General features: G+C 71.6%; 17 protein-coding genes. 4 read left to right on the top strand and 13 right to left on the bottom strand.

Going from position 1 to position 20,685, the window contains the following annotated elements; genetic code table 11:
- Positions 1–2: 2 nt before the first annotated feature.
- Complete coding sequence (locus A5643_RS13235; RefSeq protein WP_156628801.1) at positions 3–860, top strand: PfkB family carbohydrate kinase; 858 nt, start codon at positions 3–5, stop codon at positions 858–860.
- A 16-nt stretch (positions 861–876) separates the two neighbouring features.
- Here the strand turns inward: A5643_RS13235 and A5643_RS13230 are convergent, their stop codons facing one another.
- Positions 877–2,919, bottom strand: coding sequence for an NAD(+) synthase (locus tag A5643_RS13230; protein ID WP_066856206.1), 2,043 nt, complete (start codon positions 2,917–2,919; stop codon positions 877–879).
- Positions 2,920–2,975: 56 nt separating this feature from the next.
- Between A5643_RS13230 and A5643_RS13225 the strand changes: the two genes are divergently transcribed.
- The 3 genes from A5643_RS13225 to A5643_RS13215 all read left to right on the top strand — a co-directional run bounded on the left by A5643_RS13225 (position 2,976) and on the right by A5643_RS13215 (position 5,753).
- A complete protein-coding gene (locus A5643_RS13225; RefSeq protein WP_066856298.1) occupies positions 2,976–3,521 on the top strand; it encodes a cysteine hydrolase family protein in 546 nt (181 codons plus the stop codon).
- A gap of 19 nt (positions 3,522–3,540) precedes the next feature.
- Positions 3,541–4,404, top strand: coding sequence for an NAD-dependent protein deacetylase (locus tag A5643_RS13220; protein ID WP_231995564.1), 864 nt, complete (start codon positions 3,541–3,543; stop codon positions 4,402–4,404).
- An 89-nt stretch (positions 4,405–4,493) separates the two neighbouring features.
- A complete protein-coding gene (locus A5643_RS13215; protein ID WP_156628800.1) occupies positions 4,494–5,753 on the top strand; it encodes an MFS transporter in 1,260 nt (419 codons plus the stop codon).
- Between the two features lie 8 nt (positions 5,754–5,761).
- Here the strand turns inward: A5643_RS13215 and A5643_RS13210 are convergent, their stop codons facing one another.
- From A5643_RS13210 to A5643_RS13155, 12 genes are all read right to left on the bottom strand, one after another.
- On the bottom strand, positions 5,762–7,021 hold the full coding sequence (locus A5643_RS13210; RefSeq protein ID WP_066856203.1) for a cytochrome P450: 1,260 nt from the start codon (positions 7,019–7,021) through the stop codon (positions 5,762–5,764).
- Between the two features lie 79 nt (positions 7,022–7,100).
- Positions 7,101–8,201 (bottom strand): glutamate 5-kinase, encoded by a 1,101-nt coding sequence (proB, locus tag A5643_RS13205; RefSeq protein WP_066856200.1) that lies wholly within the window; start codon positions 8,199–8,201, stop codon positions 7,101–7,103.
- On the bottom strand, positions 8,198–9,634 hold the full coding sequence (obgE, locus tag A5643_RS13200) for a GTPase ObgE (RefSeq protein WP_066856196.1): 1,437 nt from the start codon (positions 9,632–9,634) through the stop codon (positions 8,198–8,200). Before obgE ends, proB begins: the two co-directional genes overlap by 4 nt.
- A 102-nt stretch (positions 9,635–9,736) precedes the next feature.
- Positions 9,737–10,003: a 50S ribosomal protein L27 gene (rpmA, locus tag A5643_RS13195; protein ID WP_066856193.1), complete on the bottom strand. Its 267-nt coding sequence runs from the start codon at positions 10,001–10,003 to the stop codon at positions 9,737–9,739.
- Positions 10,004–10,015: 12 nt separating this feature from the next.
- Positions 10,016–10,327: a 50S ribosomal protein L21 gene (gene rplU, locus A5643_RS13190; RefSeq protein WP_066856190.1), complete on the bottom strand. Its 312-nt coding sequence runs from the start codon at positions 10,325–10,327 to the stop codon at positions 10,016–10,018.
- A 180-nt stretch (positions 10,328–10,507) separates the two neighbouring features.
- Entirely contained in the window at positions 10,508–13,315 is a 2,808-nt protein-coding gene (gene rne, locus A5643_RS13185; protein WP_197497729.1) for a ribonuclease E, read from the bottom strand.
- Between the two features lie 294 nt (positions 13,316–13,609).
- On the bottom strand, positions 13,610–14,020 hold the full coding sequence (gene ndk, locus A5643_RS13180) for a nucleoside-diphosphate kinase (RefSeq protein WP_066856187.1): 411 nt from the start codon (positions 14,018–14,020) through the stop codon (positions 13,610–13,612).
- A gap of 30 nt (positions 14,021–14,050) precedes the next feature.
- The gene (locus A5643_RS13175) at positions 14,051–14,398 is read right to left on the bottom strand and encodes a DUF4233 domain-containing protein (protein ID WP_082948951.1); all 348 of its coding nucleotides are present in this window, start codon (positions 14,396–14,398) and stop codon (positions 14,051–14,053) included.
- A gap of 47 nt (positions 14,399–14,445) precedes the next feature.
- Positions 14,446–15,858, bottom strand: a complete 1,413-nt coding sequence (folC, locus tag A5643_RS13170; RefSeq protein WP_066856181.1) for a bifunctional tetrahydrofolate synthase/dihydrofolate synthase — start codon at positions 15,856–15,858, stop codon at positions 14,446–14,448.
- A complete protein-coding gene (locus A5643_RS13165; protein ID WP_066856178.1) occupies positions 15,855–18,533 on the bottom strand; it encodes a valine--tRNA ligase in 2,679 nt (892 codons plus the stop codon). Before A5643_RS13165 ends, folC begins: the two co-directional genes overlap by 4 nt.
- 45 nt (positions 18,534–18,578) lie before the next feature.
- Complete coding sequence (locus A5643_RS13160) at positions 18,579–19,160, bottom strand: DUF937 domain-containing protein (RefSeq protein ID WP_066856287.1); 582 nt, start codon at positions 19,158–19,160, stop codon at positions 18,579–18,581.
- Between the two features lie 78 nt (positions 19,161–19,238).
- Complete coding sequence (locus A5643_RS13155; protein WP_066856175.1) at positions 19,239–20,495, bottom strand: saccharopine dehydrogenase family protein; 1,257 nt, start codon at positions 20,493–20,495, stop codon at positions 19,239–19,241.
- Positions 20,496–20,685: the final 190 nt, after the last annotated feature.

Here is a 20,685-nt window from a genome sequence, read left to right as displayed (position 1 = left end):
CCATGGTGGACAGCGCGCGGGTCGGCGTGGTGGGCAGTGTCAACCTCGACACCGTCTACGGCGTGGCGGACCTCCCGCGGGTCGGGGAGACCGTGCTGGCGGCCACCACGGCGAGCGGTCCCGGCGGCAAGGGCGGCAACCAGGCGGTGGCCGCGGCGCGGGCCGGTGCGGCGGTGCGGTTCGTCGGCGCGGTCGGCGACGACGCGGCCGGCCGGCGCCTGCGCGAGCACCTGGCGGCCAATCGGGTCGACCTGCAGGGTTTGGTGTGCCGGCCGGAACCCAGCGGGCGGGCGCTGATCGTCGTCGACGACGCCGGGCAGAACATGATCGTCGTGTCCCCGGGCGCCAACGGCGGACTCGAACTCGACGCCGCGACGCGGGCGGTGATCGCCGGCTGCGCCACGGTGCTGATCCAGCTGGAGATCCCGGTGGCGACCGCGGTGGACGCCGCCACCGCCGCGCGGGCGGCCGGCGCGACGGTGATCGTCAACGCCTCCCCGGTCCGCGCCGGCCTCGAGGAGCTGGCCGCGCTCACCGACGTCGTGGTGGTCAACGAGGCCGAGGCCGCGCACTGGCGCTGGCCGGTGCCGCACCGGGTGCTCACCCTCGGCGCCGACGGCGCCCGCTACGACGGTTCGGCGGGGCGGTTCGCGGTGCCTGCACTGCCGGTGTCCCCGGTCGACACCGCCGGCGCCGGCGACGTGTTCGCCGGGGTGCTGGCCGCCGGCTGGTCGGCGGGCCCGCACGTCGCGGTGCGCCGCGCCTGCGTGGCGGGCGGGTTGGCGACGTTGGTGCGGGGGGCGGGTGACTGCGCGCAGAGCGCCGCCGCCATCGACGCCGCGCTCCCCGACCTGCCCTGACCGGCGCGGGGCGGGTTCAGCGCTCGGGTATCTCGCGCTCGATCGCGTCGAGCCAGATCCGCGCCGACAGGTCCGACGGGGCGCGCCAGTCGCCGCGCGGGGACAGCGCCCCGCCCGCACTGACCTTGGGGCCGTTGGGCATGGCGGAACGTTTGAACTGGCCGAAACCGTAGAAGCGGCGGCAGAAGACCTGCAGCCAGTGGCGGATCTCGGCCAGCGAGTACTCCGGCCGCTGCCCGGCCGGGTACCCCGACGGCCAGGCGCCCCGTTCCGCGTCGTGCCAGGCCTGCCAGGCCAGAAACGCGATCTTCGCCGGGCCGAACCCGTGCCGCAACACGTGGAACAGCGTGAAGTCCTGCAGCGCATAGGGGCCCACCGCGTCTTCGCTGCGCTGGATGTCGTCGCCGTGACCGGGCGGCACCAGCTCGGGGCTGATCTCGGTGTCGAGCACCGACGCCAGCACCTTGGACACGTCGGTGGAGAACTGGTCGGAGGAGATCACCCACCGGATCAGGTGCTGGATCAGGGTTTTCGGCACGCCGCCGTTGACGTTGTAGTGCGACATCTGGTCGCCCACCCCGTACGTCGCCCAACCCAGCGCCAATTCGGAGAGGTCCCCGGTGCCCAGCACGAGGCCGCCGCGCTGGTTGGCGATCCGGAACAGGTAATCGGTGCGCAGCCCGGCCTGCACGTTCTCGAACGTGACGTCATAGACCGGTTCGCCGCGCCCGGCGGGATGGCCCAGTTCGGTGAGCATCAACGTCGCGGTGTCGCGGATGTCGATCTCCTCGATCGTGGCGCCCAGGGCGCGGCTCAACGCGATCGCGTTGTTCTTGGTGTGCTCGCCGGTGGCGAAGCCGGGCATGGTGAACGCGAGAATGTCGCTGCGGGGCCGCTGTTGGCGGTCCATCGCCCGCGCGGCGACGATCAGCGCGTGCGTGGAGTCCAGCCCCCCGGAGACCCCGATCACCACCTTGGGGTTGCCGATCGCCCGCAGCCGCTGTTCCAGGCCCGACACCTGGATGTTGTAGGCCTCGTAGCAGTCGCGTTGCAGCCGGGCCGGGTCGGCGGGCACGAACGGGAACCGCTCCACCCGTCGGCGCAGGCCGATATCGCCGTCGGGCGGCTCAACGCTGAACGCGATGGTGCGGAACGACTCGGTGGCCGGCCGATGCTCGCGGCGGTTGTCGTCGAAGGTGTTCGCCCGCAACCGCTCCGCGCGGATCTTGGCGACATCGATGTCGGCCACGGTGCGCCGGGCGCCGGTGGGGAACCGTTCCCCTTCGGCCAGCAACACGCCGTTCTCGTAGATGACCGACTGGCCGTCCCAGGCCAGGTCGGTGGTCGACTCCCCCGGCCCGGCCGCCGAGTAGATGTAGCCGGCCAGGCAGCGCGCGGAGGCCGAGGCGGCCAGTAGTTTGCGTTCCTCGGCGCGGCCGATCGTGATCGGGCTCGACGACAGGTTGGCCAGCACGGTCGCCCCGGCCAGCGCGGCGCGCGCGCTCGGCGGCACCGGGACGAACATGTCCTCGCAGATCTCCGCGTGCAGCACCAGGTCGGCGACGTCGTCGGCGGCGAACAGCAGGTCCGGACCGAACGGCACCTGCGCCCCGACCACCTCGATGACACCGTGCTCCTCGGCACCGGCGGCGAACCAGCGCGGCTCGTAGAACTCCCGGTAGGCCGGCAGGTAGGACTTGGGGACCACGCCGAGCACGGCGCCGCGGTGGATGATGACCGCGGTGTTGTACACCCGGTTGCGGTGGCGCAGCGGAGCACCGAGCACCAGCACCGGACGCAGCGCCACCGAGGCCGCCACCACCGTCTCCAGCGCGGTCTGCACCGACGCCAGCAGCGTGTTCTGCAAGGTGATGTCGTCGATCGAGTAGCCCGAGAGGGTCAGCTCCGGGAAGACGGCCACGGCGACGCCGTCGTCGTGGCAGGCCCGGGCCAGCGCCAGCACCGACTCGGCGTTGGTCTCTGGCTCGCCTAGCGCGGTGTGGTGGGTGCACGCGGCGACCCGGACGAACCCGTGGCGGTAAACGCTGTAGAAGTCCATTCCCGCCATTGTTGCCGCTGCGGTGTCGTTTCGCTGCCGTTGGGTACCAGATGGGCATGAGTGATACCGCCGTGCTGGTCGTGGACATGATGAACGATTACCGGCACCCGGATGCCGAACTGCTGGCCCGCGACGCCGCCCGGATCATCGAGCCGCTGGCCGATCTGATCGGCGAGGCCCGCCGCCGCGACGACGTCGACCTGGTCTATGTCAACGACAACTACGGCGATTTCACCGCCGATTTCTCCGACCTGGTCGACGCGGCGCTCGACGGCGCGCACCCGGATCTGGTCCGGCCGATCGCGCCGGTCGCTGACAGCATGACCGTCACCAAGGTGCGCCACAGTGTGTTCTACGCGACCGCGCTGGGGTATCTGCTCGAGCGCCGGAAGGTCAAACGGTTGGTGCTGGCCGGCCAGGTCACCGAGCAGTGCATCCTCTACAGCGCGCTGGACGCCTACGTGCGCCATATCCCGGTGACGGTGGCCACCGACGCGGTGGCCCACATCGACGCCGACCTCGCCGAGGCGGCGCTGCGGATGATGCGGCAGAACATGGGGGCGCGGCTGGAGAGCGCCGCGGAGTGCCTCGAGCACCGTTAACCTCGACGGGGTGACGGGTGTGATCGAGGCCGACGGCGCGACGGCCCCCGACCTGGTGGCGCTGCTGGCCGGGCGGCGGGTCGCGGTGCTGACCGGCGCCGGGGTCTCCACCGACTCCGGAATCCCGGACTACCGCGGGCCCGACTCGCCGCCGAGCAACCCGATGACGATCGCCCAGTTCACCGGCGACCCGCTGTTCCGGCAGCGCTACTGGGCCCGCAACCATGTCGGCTGGCGGCACATGGCGGCCACCGCGCCCAACGCCGGGCACCGGGCGCTGGCCGCCCTCGAACGCGCCGGGGTGGTGTGCGGGCTGATCACCCAGAACGTGGACCTGCTGCACTCCAAGGCGGGCAGCTGCGCGGTGATCGACCTGCACGGCCGCTACGACCGGGTGGTCTGCCTGGGCTGCGGACACACCGTCGGCCGGGCTGCGCTGGCGGTCGAGTTGGAGCGGCTCAACCCCGGTTTCGGCCGGACGGCCGGCCCGGTGGGCGGGATCGCGGTGGCCCCCGACGCCGACGCCGTGGTCACCGACACCGCGGGGTTCCGGTTCGTCGACTGTCCGGTGTGCGCCGGCATCCTCAAGCCCGACATCGTCTACTTCGGGGAGAACGTCCCGCGGGACCGGGTCGCCCGGGCCTACGCGCTGGTCGACGAGGCCGATGCGCTGCTGGTGGCCGGCTCGTCGCTGACGGTGTTCTCCGGGTACCGCTTCGTGCGGCGCGCCGCCGCGCGCGGCATCCCGGTCGCGATCGTCAACCGCGGTCCCACCCGTGGCGATGCGTTGGCGACGGTGAAACTCGACGCGGGCTGTTCCCCGCTGCTGGCGTTGCTCGCCGGGGAGCTGACCCATCCGAGCGCGGTCAGCCTCGGTCGGTGAGGCCGCCGCGGCGGTGATCGCCTCCCGGTGCCCCGAAGTGCGCTGAGTCCGCGGCGGGAGCGGCCCGTACCCCATGCCAGGATGCTGCCGTGACCAAGCAGCGGCTCACCTCCGATCAGCGCAACGCGTTCCTCGCCGCGTTCTTGGGCTGGACGATGGATGCCTTCGACTACTTCCTGGTGGTGTTCGTCTATGCCGACATCGCCGCGGACTTCGGCCATTCCAAGACCACGGTGGCCTTCCTGACGACCGCCACGCTGGTGATGCGGCCGGTCGGTGCGCTGCTGTTCGGATTGTGGGCCGACCGGGTGGGCCGGCGGGTGCCACTGATGGTCAACGTGGTGTCCTACTCGGTCGCCGGGTTCCTGTGCGCCTTCGCCCCGAACTTCACCGTCCTGGTGGTCCTGCGGATGCTGTTCGGCATCGGGATGGGCGGCGAGTGGGGCTTGGGTGCGGCGCTGGCGATGGAGAAGGTGCCCACCGCGCGGCGCGGCTTCTTCTCCGGGTTGTTGCAGCAGGGCTACATGGTCGGCTATCTGCTGGCCAGCCTGGCGGCACTGGTGATGATGGACTGGCTGCAGCTGTCCTGGCGGTGGCTGTTCGCGTTGAGCATTCTGCCCGCCGCGATCAGCCTGATCATCCGGTACCGGGTGAAGGAGTCCGAGGCGTGGGAGGCCACCCACGATCGGATGGTGTTGACCCACACGCGGATCCGTGATGTCCTCGCCACTCCCGCGGTGATCCGCCGGTTCGGCTATCTGGTGCTGCTGATGACCGCGTTCACCTGGATGAGCCACGGCACCCAGGACGTGTACCCGGTGTTCCTGCAGGCCACCGACGACGGCGGCGCCGGGCTGTCCAGCACTGCCGTCAAGTGGATCGTGGTGATCTACAGCATCGGCGGGATCATCGGCGGGGTGGTCTTCGGCGCGCTCTCCGAGCGGTTCGGGCGGCGCCACACCGTGATGTGGTGTGCCGGTTCGGCGTTGCCGATCGTGCCGTTGTTCGCGTTCTCACAGTCCGCGGCGCTGCTGTGTCTCGGTGCGTTCCTGATCCAGGTGTTCGTCGTCGGCGCCTGGGGGGTGATCCCGGCGCATCTCAACGAGATGTCCCCGGATGCGATCCGCGGTCTGTATCCCGGCGTGACCTACCAGCTGGGGAATCTGTTCGCATCGTTGAACTTGCCGATTCAGGAGCAACTGGCCGCCGCCCGGGGCTACCCGTTCGCGCTGGCGGTCACCATCGTGCCGGTGTTGGTGATCGTGGTGCTGCTCGCCGCGATCGGCAGGGACGCCACCGGGCGGGAGTTCGGCGCCACCGCGGCCGCCGACACCGCCGCCCCGACCTAGCCGGCCGGCTAGAACGTCACGGGCATGGCGCGGATGGCGTGGACGAAGTTGCTGGGCACGAAGGCGGGCTCGCCGGCCCGGATGTCGGGCAGCTGGTGCAGCAACTCGCCGATGATGGCCCGCAGCTGGGCGCGCGCGACATGGGTGCCCAGGCAGTAGTGCGCGCCGCCCCCGCCGAAACCGATGTGCGGATTGGGGTCTCGGCTCAGGTCGAGCCGATCCGGCTGGTCGAAGACGGTCTCGTCCCAGTTGCCGGACTGGTAGAACATCACCACCTTCTCCCCCGCCCGGATGTGCTGGCCGGCCAGCTCGGTGTCGATGGCTGCGGTGCGCCGGAAGGTCAGCACGGGGGTGGCCCAGCGGATGAACTCCTCGACGGCGGTGCCGATGCGCGCGTCGAAATCCGCGGTCAGCCAGGCCCGCTGGTCGGGGAATTCGGTGAGGGCCTTCAGCGCATGGCTGGTGGCTTGTCGGGTGGTGTCGTTGCCGGCGACGCACAGCAGCACGAAGTAGGCCGCGATCTCGTTGGCGGTCAGTCGGTCTCCGTCGACCTCGGTGTTGGCCAGGCTGGAGAACAGGTCGTCGCTGGGGTTCTCCCGGCGGTCGGCGGCCAGGGTGGCGGCGAGCTGGTGCAGATAGGCCTGGTTTTCGAACAGGACTTCCAGCGGGTTGCGACCGTCGAGGTAGACCGGGTCGGCCCACGACACCAGCGCGTCCGCGGCGTCGGCGACCCGGTCCCGTTCGGAGTCGGGGATGCCGACCATGTCCGAAAGGGTGCGCACCGGCAGTTCTTTGGCGCAGTGTTCGACGAAGTCCGCGCCGCTGCCCGCGGCGGCCAGTTCTTCGACGATGGCCTTGGCGTTGGCTTTGATCGAGTCCTCGATGCGTCGAACCTGCCGCGGCGTGAACGCCGCACTGGCCAGTTTGCGCAGCTTGGTGTGCCGCGGCGGGTCCATCGCGAGGAAGGACTGGTTGCCCTCCAGCAGTTCCTCGGGCACATTGTCGAACAGCACGCCCTTACCGGAGAGGAACACCTCGTTGGTGCGGCTGACGGTGACGATGTCACGGTGGCGGGTGACCGCCCAGTAGCCCGGGTCGGTCGGGTCGGCGATCAGGGTGTCCTGTACCGGCGGATGCCAACTCACCGGGCGCTCCGCGCGCAGCGTCGCGAACGCCTGCTCCCGATCGGCGGCGGTCGTCGACCAGAACGCCCGCGAGGACAGGTCGATCGGGTCGTAGCCGCGCTCGGCGACCGGTGACGTGGACATGAAACCTCCTGCGCCGTGACGTGGACCACACTCACCCTAGGGGATAGCAGGTAGGTCGACGCCACTCCCCGGCGCGTCGTCAGACGGCGACCAGGTCGTCGGCGTGCACCGCGGGCCGTCGCAGCTCGGCGGGCAGCTCCGAGGTCGACCGACCGGTCATCCCGGCCAGTTCGGTGGCGTCGTAGGCGACCACGCCGCGGGCGATGACCCGGCCGTCGGGGTCGCAGAGTTCGACCACGTCGCCGCCGGTGAACTGGCCGCGGACCGCGGTGATCCCGGCGGGCAGCAGCGAGCCGCGCCGGGCCAGCACCGCCTCCACCGCGCCGGGGTCCAGGGCGAGGGTGCCCGCGGAGTCCGCCGCGTAGCGCACCCAGAACCGGCGGGCCGACATCCGCGCGCCCCGGGCGGTGAACACGGTGCCCACCGAGGCGTCGGTGAGGGCGGTGGCCGCGTCGGCGGCCGCGGCCAGCAGCACCGGCACCCCGGCGTCGGCGGCCAACAGCGCCGAGGACAGTTTGGAGGCCATGCCGCCGGTGCCCAGGGAGCTGCCCTGCCCGGCGACCACCCCGGTGAGGTCGTCGGGGCCGGTCACTTCGCCGATGAACCGCGCCGGACCCTTGCGCGGGTCGGCGTCGTAGAGCCCGTCGATGTCGGAGAGCAACACCAACGCGTCGGCGCCGACCAGGTGCGCCACCAGCGCGGAGAGCCGGTCGTTGTCGCCGAACCGGATCTCGTTGGTGGCCACCGTGTCGTTCTCGTTGACGATCGCCACGGCGTGCAGCGCGCGCAGCCGGTCCAGGGTGCGCTGGGCGTTGGTGTGGGAGACCCGCCGGGCGATGTCGTGGGCGGTGAGCAGCACCTGCCCCACGGTGCGGTCGTGGCGGGCGAAGGCGGCGCTCCAGGCGTTGACCAGCGCGACCTGCCCGACGCTGGCGGCGGCCTGCTTGGTGGCCAGGTCGCTGGGCCGCCGGGTGAGCCCGAGCGGCTCGAGGCCGGCGGCGATCGCGCCGGAGGACACCAGCACCACGTCCGAGCCGGCCCGCATGCGGGCTTCGATCGCGTCGACCAGGCCGGCGAGGCGGCCGGCGTCGAACATGCCGCTGTCGGTGGTCAGCGCGGTGGTGCCGACCTTGACCACCACGCTACGGGCCCCCCGGATCAGCTCGCGGGTGCCGCTCACCGGCCCGGCTCCCGGCGGGCCCGCCGCGCCGCCTTGCGGTCCGCGGCGCTGGGCCGCTCGCTGCGATCCATCCGCGGGTCGGTGCCGCGCCCGCTCAGCGGCACGTCGACCCCGGCCGGCGTCGACGGCTCCCAGTCGAAGGTCATCTCCCCGATGGTCACCGTCGCGCCGGGCCGAGCGCCCAGCCGGACCAGTTCGTCCTCCACGCCGAGCCGGGCCAGCCGGTCGGCGAGGTAGCCGACTGCCTCGTCGTTGTCGAAGTCGGTCTGCTGCACCCAGCGGTGCGGGCGGGTGCCGTGCACCACGAAACCGCCCTGGCCGTCGCGTTCGACGGTGAAGCCGGATTCGTCGACCGGGATCGGGCGGATCACCGGGCGGCGCGGCGCGGCCTCGGGCTGCGCGGCCCGGTAGGCCGAGACCAGCTCGGCGAGGGCGAAGGTCAACGGGCGCAGCCCCTCATGGCTGACCGTGGAGACCGTGAACACCGGCCAGCCGCGTTCGGCGACGTCGGCGCGCACGAAGTCGGCCAGTTCCCGCGCCTCGGGCACGTCGATCTTGTTGAGGATGACCGCCCGCGGCCGGTCGGCCAGGTCCCCCAGGGCGGTGTCGCCCCGCAACGTCGGGGTGTAGGCGGCCAGCTCGGCTTCCAGCGCGTCGATGTCGGACAGCGGGTCGCGGCCGGGTTCCAGGGTGGCGCAGTCGACGACGTGCACCAGCACCGCGCAGCGTTCGATGTGCCGCAGGAAATCCAGGCCCAGACCCCGCCCGGCCGAGGCGCCCGGGATGAGTCCGGGCACGTCGGCGACGGTGAAGGTGTGGTCGCCGGCGGACACCACCCCGAGGTTGGGCACCAGCGTGGTGAACGGATAGTCGGCGATCTTGGGTTTGGCCGCCGAGATGGCGGCCACCAGCGAGGACTTGCCGGCCGAGGGGAAACCGATCAGCCCGACGTCGGCGACGGTTTTCAGCTCCAGGACCAGGTCGCGTTCCTGTCCCTTCTCCCCGAGCAGGGCGAAGCCGGGGGCCTTGCGGGCACGGGAGGCCAACGCGGCGTTGCCCAGTCCCCCGCGTCCCCCGGCGGCCGCATCGAAGCGGCTGCCCGCACCGACCAGGTCGGCCAGCAGGGCGCCGCGGTCGTCGAGGACGACGGTGCCGTCGGGGACCTTGACCTCCAGGTCGGCGCCGGACGCGCCGTCGCGGTTGCCGCCCATCCCCTGCTTGCCTGACGGCGCGATGAGGTGGGGCCGGAAATGCAGATCGAGCAGGGTGTGGACCTGGGGGTCGACGACGAGCACGACGCTGCCGCCGCGGCCGCCGTTGCCGCCGTCGGGCCCGCCGAGCGGTTTGAACTTCTCGCGGTGCACCGAGGCGCAGCCGTTTCCACCGGAGCCGGCGCGCACGTGAATGACCACGCGGTCGACGAACCGGGGCATCGAACGTCCTTTCACCCCTGCTCACGCGCCGAGCGTGTCACCACTGCGAAATTTCGCGCGGATTCTCGCAGCCGGTGCACGTTCGCGGTGCGCGGCCGGCTGCTAGCTCTGGTCTGCGCCGGCCGGGACGATGTTGACGGTCTTGCGGCCGCGTTTGACGCCGAACTCCACGGCGCCGGCAGCGGTGGCGAACAGGGTGTCATCGCCGCCGCGACCGACGTTGACGCCCGGGTGGAACCGGGTGCCGCGCTGGCGGACCAGGATCTCGCCGGCCTTGACCACCTGGCCGCCGAACCGTTTGACGCCGAGTCGCTGCGCGTTGGAGTCCCGCCCGTTGCGCGAGCTGGACGCGCCCTTCTTGTGTGCCATGTTCGGCTCCTGCTACTTGATTCCGGTGACCTTGAGCACGGTCAGCTGCTGACGGTGACCCTGCCGCTTGTGGTAGCGGGTCTTGTTCTTGAACTTGTGGATGCGGATCTTGGGGCCCTTCTTGTGCTCGAGCACCTCACCGGTGACCGCGACCTTGGCCAGCGCGTCGGCGTCGGTGGTGACAGTGGCGCCGTCGACGACCAGCGCGACCGGCAGCGAGACCGACTTGCCGGCCTCGGCGTCGAGCTTCTCGACCTTCACCACATCCCCGACCGCGACCTTGTACTGCTTGCCGCCGGTCTTGACGATTGCGTACGTCGCCATCGTGTCGTTTCCTCTGCTTCGCTCATCGGTGCGCGCGCAACACGCTCGGTGCGCGGGCGGGTTCTGGGGTGTGTCGGCCACGGCTCGGCCCACCCCGACGGTGGGCCTGGCGACAACTGCTCAAGGGTACGTGACCAGCGGTGACGGGTCAAACCGGGGGTAAGTCACCGCCCGCCCCGGTCAGTTGTCGGCGGCGGGTGGCCCGGCCGGTCGCGCCGCCGCGCGCCGGCGTCGTGGCCGCGCCCAGTGCCGATCGTCGGTGCCGGCCGGTCCGTCACGGTCCTCGTCGTGCTCGTCGGCGTCGTGCTCGTCGGTGTCGTGGTCGTCGGCGTCGAAGTCGTCCTCGTCGTCGTCTTCTTCTTCGTCGTCGTCGTCGAGGTCGTCGTAGTCGCTGTCGTAGTCGGTGTCGAAGTCGTCGGTGTCGTCGGTGTCGTCGGTGTCGTCGTAGTCCTGCTCGTCCTCGTCGACACCGTTCTCATCGACCTCGGCGGGATCGGTGTCCGCTTCGCCGACGTGGCCGGCTCGGCCGGCGCCTTCGACCGGCGCGGCGACCGAGTCGGTGTCCGCGTCGCGCGCGGCCTCGGCGTCCTCGGTGTCCTCGGCGGCTTGCGCGGCAGCCATCGCCTTGAACATCGGGTGCTCCCCGGCGGTGTGGGTCGGCACCTTCGCGACCGCCGGTTCCTCGGACCGGCCGCGCCGGGAGCGGCGGCCGCGGCGGCCACCGTTGTCGGAGCGCCGGCCGCTTGACGAACCCGATTCGACCGGGTCGGCGTGCAGGGTGATACCGCGGCCCGTGCAGTGCGGGCAGGTGCTGGAGAACGCCTCGATCAGCCCGGTGCCCAACCGTTTGCGGGTGAGCTGGACCAGGCCCAGCGAGGTGACCTCGGAGACCTGATGGCGGGTGCGGTCGCGGGCCAGCGCCTCGGTGAGCCGACGCAGCACCAGATCCCGGTTGGACTCCAGCACCATGTCGATGAAGTCGATCACCACGATGCCGCCGATGTCGCGCAGCCGCAGTTGCCGCACGATCTCCTCGGCGGCCTCCAGGTTGTTCTTGGTGACCGTCTCCTCCAAGTTGCCGCCCGCGCCGGTGAACTTGCCGGTGTTGACGTCCACGACGGTCATCGCCTCGGTGCGGTCGATGACCAGGGTGCCGCCCGACGGCAGCCACACCTTGCGGTCCAGCGCCTTGGTCAGCTGCTCGTCGATGCGGTGCACGGCGAAAACATCCGGGCCGGGCTGCCCGTCCGGGCCGCTGGGCGGCTCGTATTTGTCGACCTTGGACAGCAATTCGGGGGCGACGGAGTCCATGTAGCCGGTGATCGTGGCCCACGCGTCGTCACCGGAGACGATGAGCCGGGAGAAGTCCTCGTTGAACAGGTCGCGGATCACCTTGACCAGCACGTCGGGTTCTTCGTAGAGCGCGACGGCCGCTCCGGCGGCCTTCTTCTCGGTCTCCTTGGCGGTGGCGTCGATCTGGCTCCAGCGCTCCTGCAGCCGGTTCACGTCGGCGCGGATGTCGTCTTCCTTGATGCCCTCGGAGGCGGTGCGGATGATCACGCCGGCGTCGGCGGGCACCACCTCACGCAGGATCTGCTTGAGCCGCTGCCGTTCGGTGTCGGGCAGCTTGCGGCTGATGCCGGTCGAGGAGGCCCCGGGCACATAGACCAGGTACCTACCGGCCAGCGACACCTGGGTGGTCAGTCGGGCGCCCTTGTGCCCCACCGGGTCCTTGCTGACCTGCACGACGACGTAGTCGCCGGGCTTGAGGGCCTGTTCGATCTTGCGGTTGGCGCCGCCGAGTCCGGCGGCCTCCCAGTTGACCTCCCCGGCGTAGAGCACGCCGTTGCGGCCGCGGCCGATGTCGACGAACGCCGCTTCCATCGACGGCAGCACGTTCTGCACGATGCCCAGATAGATGTTGCCGACCAGCGAGGTCGACGCGCCGGAGGTGACGAAGTGCTCGACGACGATGCCGTCCTCGAGCACCGCGATCTGGGTGTAGCGGGTGCCCTCGTGCGGCGCTTCGGTGCGCACCTTGTCGCGCACCACCATGGTGCGTTCGACCGATTCGCGGCGGGCCAGGAACTCGGCCTCCGACAGCACCGGCGGGCGGCGCCGACCGGCGTCGCGGCCGTCGCGGCGGCGCTGCCGTTTGGCCTCCAGCCGCGTCGAGCCGTTGATGCCCTGGATCTCGGAGTCCTTGCTGCGCGGCGACCGTTCGTGGACGACGGTGTTCGGCGGGTCGTCGCTGGAGTTGTCGTCGGTGTCGTCGCCGGAACCGGACTTGCGGCGCCGGCGGCGCCGGCGGCGTCGGCTGGTGCCCTCGCCGGTGCCGTTGTCCCCGTTGTCGTCCTTGTCTCCGCTGGCGTCGCTGTCGTTGTTGTCGTCTTTGTCGCCGGCGTCGTTGTCGGTGGCGCCGTCGGTTTTGCCCGATTCGCCGCTCTGGTCACCGGGTGCGCCGCTGTCGGTGCCGGTGTCGTCGGCGCCCTGCTCCCCGCGGCCTCGGCCGCGGCCGCGTCGCCCGCGGCGGCGCCGCCGGCCGGCCGGCCGGTCGCCGTCCTCGCCGTCCTCACCCTCGTCGCTGTCGTCGGTGTCGCCGTCGTCGGCGCTGCCCGTGCCGGCCACGACGGCGGGGACCGGTTCGGGTGCGACGAACAGCGGCATGTATTCGGCTTGGGTGGCCGTCGTCTCCAGCATCAGCCGGGATTCCGGCTCGTCGGCGGTGACGACCGCGGGCACCTCGGGGGTGGGGTCCTCGGCGAGGTCGGGAGCGGCCAGCAGATCCCGGACCCGGACCGCGTCGACCCGGTCGACGCTGGAGTGGGCGCTGCGAATCCGGCCGTCGAGGTCGGCGAGCGCGTCGAGCACCCGCCGGCTCGTCGTCCCCAGCACCCGGGCGAGCGAGTGGACCCTCAGTTTCTCCGGCAGGTCAGCGGCCTCGGTTGCGGCCTCGGATGAAGATATGGATTGGACATCATCACTCACGTGAGTCTCCTCGAGCCCCCGGGCGCGTCTGGTCGACGCGGCCTGCACGAGGGCTTCCGCTATATGCCCGGGTCACGTTTCCCGAGCTTGTGGTGGTCTCGCTCCGAGCGGCTCGTGGCGAACCCACTCGGCGCCTGGCTGATGATCACTTCGACTATCCGCGCCACATCATGGCTGCGATGGTCGCGCTTGTCTAAGTCGTCACCGGGGTGTCGGGCATCGGTTCGATGTCGTTCACCTCCGCCCAGTATCCCACACTGTGGCGCCGGCGCGAACCAAGTCGGTGATCTGTCCCTAAAGTCCGGGGAACCACAACTCGATCTCGCGGCGCGCCGCGTCCGCCGAGTCGGAGCCGTGCACCAGGTTGGACTGGATTTCCAGCCCGTAGTCGCCGCGGATCGTGCCGGGGGTGGCCTTGTCGACCGGGTCGGTGCCGCCGGCGAGTTGCCGGAACGCCGCGATCGCCCGCGGGCCCTCGACCACCGCTGCCACCACCGGGCCGGAGGCGATGAACTCCAGCAGCGAGCCGAAGAACGGTTTGCCGTCGTGTTCGGCGTAGTGGCGGCGGGCCAGGTCGTCGGTGACGTGCTTGAGCTCCAACGCCACCAGCGTGAGCCCCTTGCCTTCGATGCGGCGCAAAATCTCGCCCGTCAGGCGTCGGCCCACGCCGTCGGGTTTGATCAACACCAGGGTGCGTTCGGTCACGGCGCACAGCGTAACCGACGGCGCCGCGCCTCAGGCAGCGCCGTCGGGCGGCCCGCTCTGCCCGGGCAGCAGCCCGCGCCGCTGCCTGCGCAGCACCTCGACCCGGAAGTAGGCGATCAGCACCCACACCAGGGTGAACACCACCCCGACGAACCCCACCCCGGGGTAGACGGCGAACCCCAGCAGCAACACCATCTGCATGGCCAGGTTCACCCAGATCGCCCACGGCCGGCCCTGGATGCCGGTGAGCAGCACCAGCACGAACGCGACGCCGAGCAGGTAGGCCAGCGAGGCGGTGGTCAGTCCGCCGCCGACCATGCCGACCACCGGCAGGGCCAGCAGCACCACGATCGCCTCGAGGAGCAGCGTGGCGGCCATCACCCCACGGAAACTCTTCCACGGGTCGACCGGGGCGGGTCGATCGGTCACTGCGGTTCACCTCCGAGCAGGCTGCGGGCGGCGCCGGCGGTCACCACCGAACCGGTGATGACGACGCCGGTGCCGGAGAGCGTGCCGTCGACGCCGGCGTCTTCGACCAGCGCGGTCGCGGCTTCGATGGCGTCGGGCAGGGTCGGTGCCGGGCTAACCCGGTCGGGTCCGAACCGCTGCTGGGCGGCCAGCGCCAGTTCCTCGACGGGCACCGCCCGCGGCGACCCGTTGTGGGTGACCACCAGATGGTCGAAGACCGGTTCGAGGGCGGCCAGGATGGCGTCGACGTCCTTGTCGGCGAGGATGCTGACCACCCCGACCAGGTACCGGAAGTCGAATTCGTCGCTGAGGGTCTGCGCCAGCGCGGCGGCGCCCGCCGGGTTGTGGGCGGCGTCGATGAACACGGTCGGGGCGCTGCGCAGGCGCTCGAGCCGGCCGGGGCTGCGCACCGCGGCGAACCCGGCGCGCACGGCCTCGACGTCGAGTTGGCGGTCCTTGCCCGCGCCGAAGAACGCCTCCACCGCCGCCAGCGCCACCGCGGCGTTGTGCGCCTGGTGCTCACCGTGCAGCGGCAGCAGGATCTCGGAGTAGACCCCGCCCAGGCCTTGCAGGGTCAGCAGCTGCCCGCCGACGGCGACCTGGCGGTCGAGCACGGCGAACTCGGCGTCCTCCCGGGCGACGGCGGCATCGGTGTCGACCGCCCGGGCCAGCAGCGGCTCCATCGCCTCGGGTCGCTGCCGGGCGATCACCGCGACGGTGTCGACCTGGTCGTCGCCGGTGGCGTGGATGATCCCGGCCTTCTCCGCGGCGATCCCGGCCAGGTCGCTGCCGAGGTACTCCACGTGGTCGATGCCGATCGGGGTGATGGCCACCACCGGCGCGTCGACCACGTTGGTGGCGTCCCACCGGCCGCCCAGGCCGACCTCGACGACGGCGACCTCGACCGGCGCGTCGGCGAACGCCGCGAACGCCATTCCGGTGAGCACTTCGAACTTGCTCATCGCCGGGCCGCCGGTGGCGCGGGAGGACTCGTCGACCATCTGCACGAACGGTTCGATCTCCCGGTAGGTGGCCACGTACTGCGCCGGGCTGATCGGGTTGCCGTCGACGGCGATGCGCTCCACCGCCGATTGCAGGTGCGGGCTGGTGTACCGGCCGGTGCGCCGGTGCAGCGCGGTGAGCAGCGCGTCGACCATCCGCGCCACCGAGGTCTTGCCGTTGGTGCCGCCGATGTGGATCGTGGGGTAGCTGCGCTGCGGGGAGCCGAGCAGATCGAGCAGCGCGTTGATGCGGGTCAGGCTCGGCTCGATCTGGGTCTCGCCCCACCGCTGGTCGAGCAGGTGCTCGACCTGCAGCAGCGCCGCCACCTCGTCGGGGGTGGGGGTGTCGTCGCCGGTGGGGATGCTCACGCCAGGTCCGCCAGCCGGGCGGTGATGCGGTCGGCTTCCTCCCGGGCGAGGTGCTGACGGCTGCGGATCTTGTCGACGACGGGGGCGGGCGCCTTCTCCAAAAACGCCGGGTTGTCCAGCTTGGCGGTGGTGGTGGCCAGTTCCTTCTGCGCGGCGGCCAGGTCCTTTTCCAGCCGGCGCCGCTCGGCGGCGACGTCGACGGTGCCGGAGGTGTCGACCTCGACGACGACGGTGGCCCCGCTGAGCCGCACCTCCAGCGCCGCGGAGGCGGCGAAGTCGGCGCCGGGGGCCGCCAGCCAGGCCAGCGCCTGCACGGTCGCCAGCTCGGTGTCCAGGCCGGCGGTGTCGATGCCGGCCAGCCGCGCCGGAACCTTCTGCCGGTCGGCCAGGCCCTGGTCGCTGCGGAACCGGCGGACCTCGGTCACCAGTTTCTGCACGTCGGCGACGCGGGCGGCGGCGTGCGGGTCCAACGCGATCCCCGACGGGGTGGGCCACTCGGCGATCACCAGCGAGGGCGCGGCACCCGAGTCGCGGGTCAGCGCCTGCCACAGGGTCTCGGTGACGAACGGGATCACCGGGTGCAGCAGCCGCAGCAGGGTGTCGAGGACGGCGGCCAACACCGCGGTGGTGTGGGGGTGTCCGGCGCCGAGCTGCACCTTGGCCAGCTCGACATACCAGTCGCAGAACTCGTCCCAGGTGAAGTGGTACAGCGCCTCGCAGGCCTTGCTGAACTCGTAGCCGTCCAGGGCGGCGTCGACCTCGGCGCGGACCTGTTCGAGGCGGCCCAGGATCCAGCGGTCGGCGGCGGTGAGCTCCGCGGGCTCCGGTAGCGGCGCCGGGGCGGTGCCGTTGAGCAGCGCGAACCGGGTGGCGTTGAACAGCTTGGTGACGAAGTTGCGGGAGGCGCGGGCGTGGTCCTCGCCGATGGACAGGTCGCCGCCGGGGCTGGCGCCGCGGGCCAGGGTGAACCGCAGCGCGTCGGCGCCGAACCGCTCCACCCAGTCCAGCGGGTCGATGCCGTTGCCGCGCGACTTGCTCATCTTGCGGCCGTGTTCGTCGCGGATCAGCCCGTGCAGGAAGACGTTGTGGAACGGCACCTGCGGGCGCCCGCCGCGGTCGGGCGCGGACCCGCCGGTGATGGCGTCGTCGTCACCGACGAAGGTGCCGAACATCATCATCCGCGCCACCCAGAAGAACAGGATGTCGTAGCCGGTGACCAGCACGCTGGTCGGATAGAACTTCGCCAGCTCGGGGGTGCGGTCGGGCCAGCCCATCGTGGAAAACGGCCACAGCGCCGAGGAGAACCAGGTGTCGAGGACGTCGGGGTCCTGTTCGTAGCCGGCCGGCGGCTCCTCGTCGGGGCCCACGCACACGACCTGGCCGTCGGGTCCGTGCCAGATCGGGATGCGGTGGCCCCACCACAGCTGCCGGGAGATGCACCAGTCGTGCATGTCGTCGACCCAGCCGAACCAGCGTGGCCGCAGCCCGGCCGGGTGGATCTCGGTGTCACCGTGGCGCACCGCGTCGCCGGCCGACTCGGCCAGCGCGGCGACCTTCACCCACCACTGCAGCGACAGCCGGGGTTCGATGACCTCGCCGCTGCGCTCGGAGTGGCCCACGCTGTGCACGTAGGGGCGCTTCTCGGCGACGATGCGGCCCTGCTCGGCCAGCGCCTCGCGGACCTTGACCCGCGCTTCGAACCGGTCCATACCGTCGAAGACGGTGCCGGTGTCGGCGATGCGGCCCTTGGTGTCCAGGATCGAGGGCATCGGCAGGTCGTGGCGCAGGCCGATCTCGAAGTCGTTGGGGTCGTGGGCGGGGGTGACCTTGACCGCGCCGGTGCCGAATTCGGGGTCGACGTGGTCGTCGGCGACGATCACGATGTCGCGCTGCAGGAACGGGTGCGGCAGGGTGGCGCCGACCAGATGGCGGTACCGGTCGTCGTCGGGGTGCACCGCGATGGCGGTGTCGCCGAGCATGGTCTCGACCCGGGTGGTGGCAACCACGATGTGCGGGCCGTCGTCGTCAAGGGCGCCGTAGCGGAACGAGACCAGTTCGCCTTCGATGTCGTCGTATTTGACCTCCAGGTCGCTGATCGCGGTCTCCAGCACCGGCGACCAGTTGACCAGCCGTTCGGCGCGGTAGATCAGCCCGGCGTCGTAGAGGCGTTTGAAGATGGTGCGCACCGCGCGGGACAGGCCCGCGTCCATGGTGAAGCGGTCCCGGCTCCAGTCCACGCCGTCGCCGAGCCGGCGCATCTGTTCACCGATGGTGCCGCCGGACTCCTCTTTCCACTCCCACACCTTCGCGATGAAGGCCTCCCGGCCGAGGTCCTCCTTGGTCTGCCCGGCGTCGGCGAGGCGGCGCTCCACCACGCTCTGGGTGGCGATGCCGGCATGGTCCATGCCCGGCAGCCACAGCACCTCGTAGCCCTGCATCCGTTTGCGGCGGGTGAGTGCGTCCATGAGCGTGTGGTCCAGCGCGTGCCCCATGTGCAGGCTGCCGGTGACGTTGGGTGGCGGCAGCACGATCGAGTAGCCGGGCTTGTCGCTGTGCGGGTCGGCGGTGAAGTAGCCGGCCTCCACCCAGCCCTGGTAGAGCGCGGCTTCCACGGCGCCCGGGTCCCAGGATTTCGGGAGGGCGTCATCGGTCGGGCGGCTCGGGCTGGCGGTCACCCGGCCAATTCTAGGAAGCCCGCAAATCGGCGGGCAGCCGCCGGGCTACTTCTTGCCGCCCAGCAGACCCCCGAGGATGCCGCCGAGGATGCCACCCTTGTTGTCGCCGAGCATGCCGCCCAGGATCGTGCCCAGCGGGTTGTTGCTGCCACCGCCGAGGATGTTGCCCAGCACCTCGCCGAGCCCACCGTCGCCGTGGGACTCGGCCGCGTCGTCCTTACCGGCGCCGCCGAGCTGCTTGCCGATGTAGGCCAGCACGATCGGGGTCAGGATCGGCAGCAGCTTCTGGATCAGGTCGTTGTTGCCCGCGCCGCCGCCGGAGAGCGCGGCGGCGACCTCGGTGTTGTCGTTGCCGCCGAAGATGGTGGCGACCGCCTGCTGTCCGGCGTCCTCGTCGACGTCGTCGAGGACGGAACCGCGGTCGAGCAGCCCGCGTGCGGCGTGGCTGTTGGCCGCCGACTCGATGTCGGCGACGTTCTCCGGGTTCTCGGCGTTGTGCTGCAGGCCGCCCACCAGCACCGGCACCAGGGTCTGGATCGCCTCGTCGACCTCGGCTTCGTCGGCGCCGAGCTTCGCGGCGATCTGCTGGGTGGGGATCTGGGCGAACAGATCGTCAAGACCGGCCATGGTGTGCACGCTTCCGTTGCGGGTGTCGGGGCCTGCGCGGGCCCGGGAGGTCAGCGGGCTTGGCGCCGCAGGTCGAGCCTAACCCAGCCGGGTGGTCTCGACCGCGACTTCGGCGGCCGGGAACCGCTCCAGCAGCGCGTCGCCCATCGCGGCGGCCGGGGTGAGCACACCGCGCAGCTCGGAGAGCTTCTCCCGGTCCAGCGCCAACGCCAGCCCGCTCTCCCCCAGCAACACCGATGTCGCCTGGTAGCCGGGGTCGCCGCGCTGGGCGAAGCTGGTCACATAGCGGGCGCCGGTGTCGGTGGTGGCGTAGGTCTCCACCCGGTAGTGGCCGCGTTCGCGGGCGGCGGCGCTGGGCCCGGTGCCAGGCTTGGGTGCGATGGCCTCGACCAGCCGCCGCGGCAGCAGCCGGAAGTAGCGGCCGCCGAGCCCCATGGTCGCCGCGGTGACGCCGGTGGCCAGCGCCGCTGCGGCCGGCGCGAGCAGCGAGCCGCCCAGGCTCATCTGTTCGCTGTAGCGGAACCGCCTGCCGTAGGCCCAGCCCTGCAGTTCGTTGCTGCGCCGCACGATGCGGGTGTTATACGGCGCCATCAAGAACCCGCCGGTCCACAGCCCGGCCAGCTCAGGGGCGATCTCGGCGCCGCGCCGCCACGGGAAGTCCGGCTGGGGGCCCAACCGGGGTTCGGCGGCGATGTCGTTGCTCAACGTGTACGGGTCGGCGAGCAGACGCCGCGCGTCGGGGTCGGTGGAGGAGGTGGCCATCATCTCCATCCCGGAGGCGATCGTGCCCCCGGAGAGTCCGCCGCTGAAGCGGCGCAGGACGTAGTCGGTGTCGAGCAGTTCGCCGGCCTGGTCGGCGCGCACCTGCCGGTAGAGGGCGTAGACGCTCAGATCGGAGGGGATGGAGTCGAAACCGCAGGCGTGCACGATGCGCGCGCCGGTGTCCGCGGCCTGCTTGTGGAAGGTGTCGATGCTCTCGCGCACGAACATCGCCTCGCCGGTGAGGTCGGCGTAGTCGGTGCCGGCCGCGGCGCAGGCGCCCACCAGCGGCAGGCCGTAGCGGGTGTAGGGGCCGACGGTGGTGACCACCACCTGGGCGCGCTTCGCCAGGTCGGTCAGGGTCGCGGGCTCGGCGGCGTCGGCGTGCAGCAGAGGCCAGTCCCGGGCCGGCTCGCCCAGGCTGTCGCGGACGGCGCTGAGCCGCTCGGTGGAGCGGCCGGCCAGGGCGATGCGGGCCGGACCGCCCGCGCGGGCCAGGTAACGGGCGGTGAGTTTCCCGACGAAGCCGGTGGCTCCGTAGAGGACCAGGTCGAATTCACGTTGCTCGGCGCTCACGGGTCCGACGCTACCGGCCAGGGCGGGCCAGGGTGATCCAGGCCACCGCGGGCGGCGAAAGCAGTGGTGGGGGGGGGGGGCCGGGCCCCCCCCCCCCGCCGCGGGGGGGGGGGGGGGGGCGGCGCCCCCCCCCCCCCCCCCCCCCCCCCGCCCCGGGGGGGCCCCCCCGGGGGGCCGGCCCGGGGCGGGG

It is taken from the genome of Mycobacterium sp. 1274756.6 (assembly GCF_001668625.1).
Lineage (GTDB): Bacteria > Actinomycetota > Actinomycetes > Mycobacteriales > Mycobacteriaceae > Mycobacterium.
The sequence above is the reverse complement of the archived record's forward strand: the minus strand, read 5'-3'. Positions and strand labels throughout refer to the sequence as shown.

Coding starts and splice junctions, on each gene's coding strand:
- A5643_RS13235 (WP_156628801.1), top strand. CDS start 3: ATGGTGGACAGCGCGCGGGTCGGCGTGGTGGGCAGTGTCAACCTCGAC.
- A5643_RS13175 (WP_082948951.1), bottom strand. CDS start 14,398: ATGGCCGCCACGCTGCTCCTCGAGGCGATCGTGGTGCTGCTGGCCCTG.
- A5643_RS13160 (WP_066856287.1), bottom strand. CDS start 19,160: ATGGCCGGTCTTGACGATCTGTTCGCCCAGATCCCCACCCAGCAGATC.
- A5643_RS13230 (WP_066856206.1), bottom strand. CDS start 2,919: ATGGACTTCTACAGCGTTTACCGCCACGGGTTCGTCCGGGTCGCCGCG.
- rpmA (WP_066856193.1), bottom strand. CDS start 10,003: ATGGCACACAAGAAGGGCGCGTCCAGCTCGCGCAACGGGCGGGACTCC.
- obgE (WP_066856196.1), bottom strand. CDS start 9,634: ATGCCCCGGTTCGTCGACCGCGTGGTCATTCACGTGCGCGCCGGCTCC.
- rplU (WP_066856190.1), bottom strand. CDS start 10,327: ATGGCGACGTACGCAATCGTCAAGACCGGCGGCAAGCAGTACAAGGTC.
- A5643_RS13210 (WP_066856203.1), bottom strand. CDS start 7,021: ATGTCCACGTCACCGGTCGCCGAGCGCGGCTACGACCCGATCGACCTG.
- A5643_RS13225 (WP_066856298.1), top strand. CDS start 2,976: ATGAGTGATACCGCCGTGCTGGTCGTGGACATGATGAACGATTACCGG.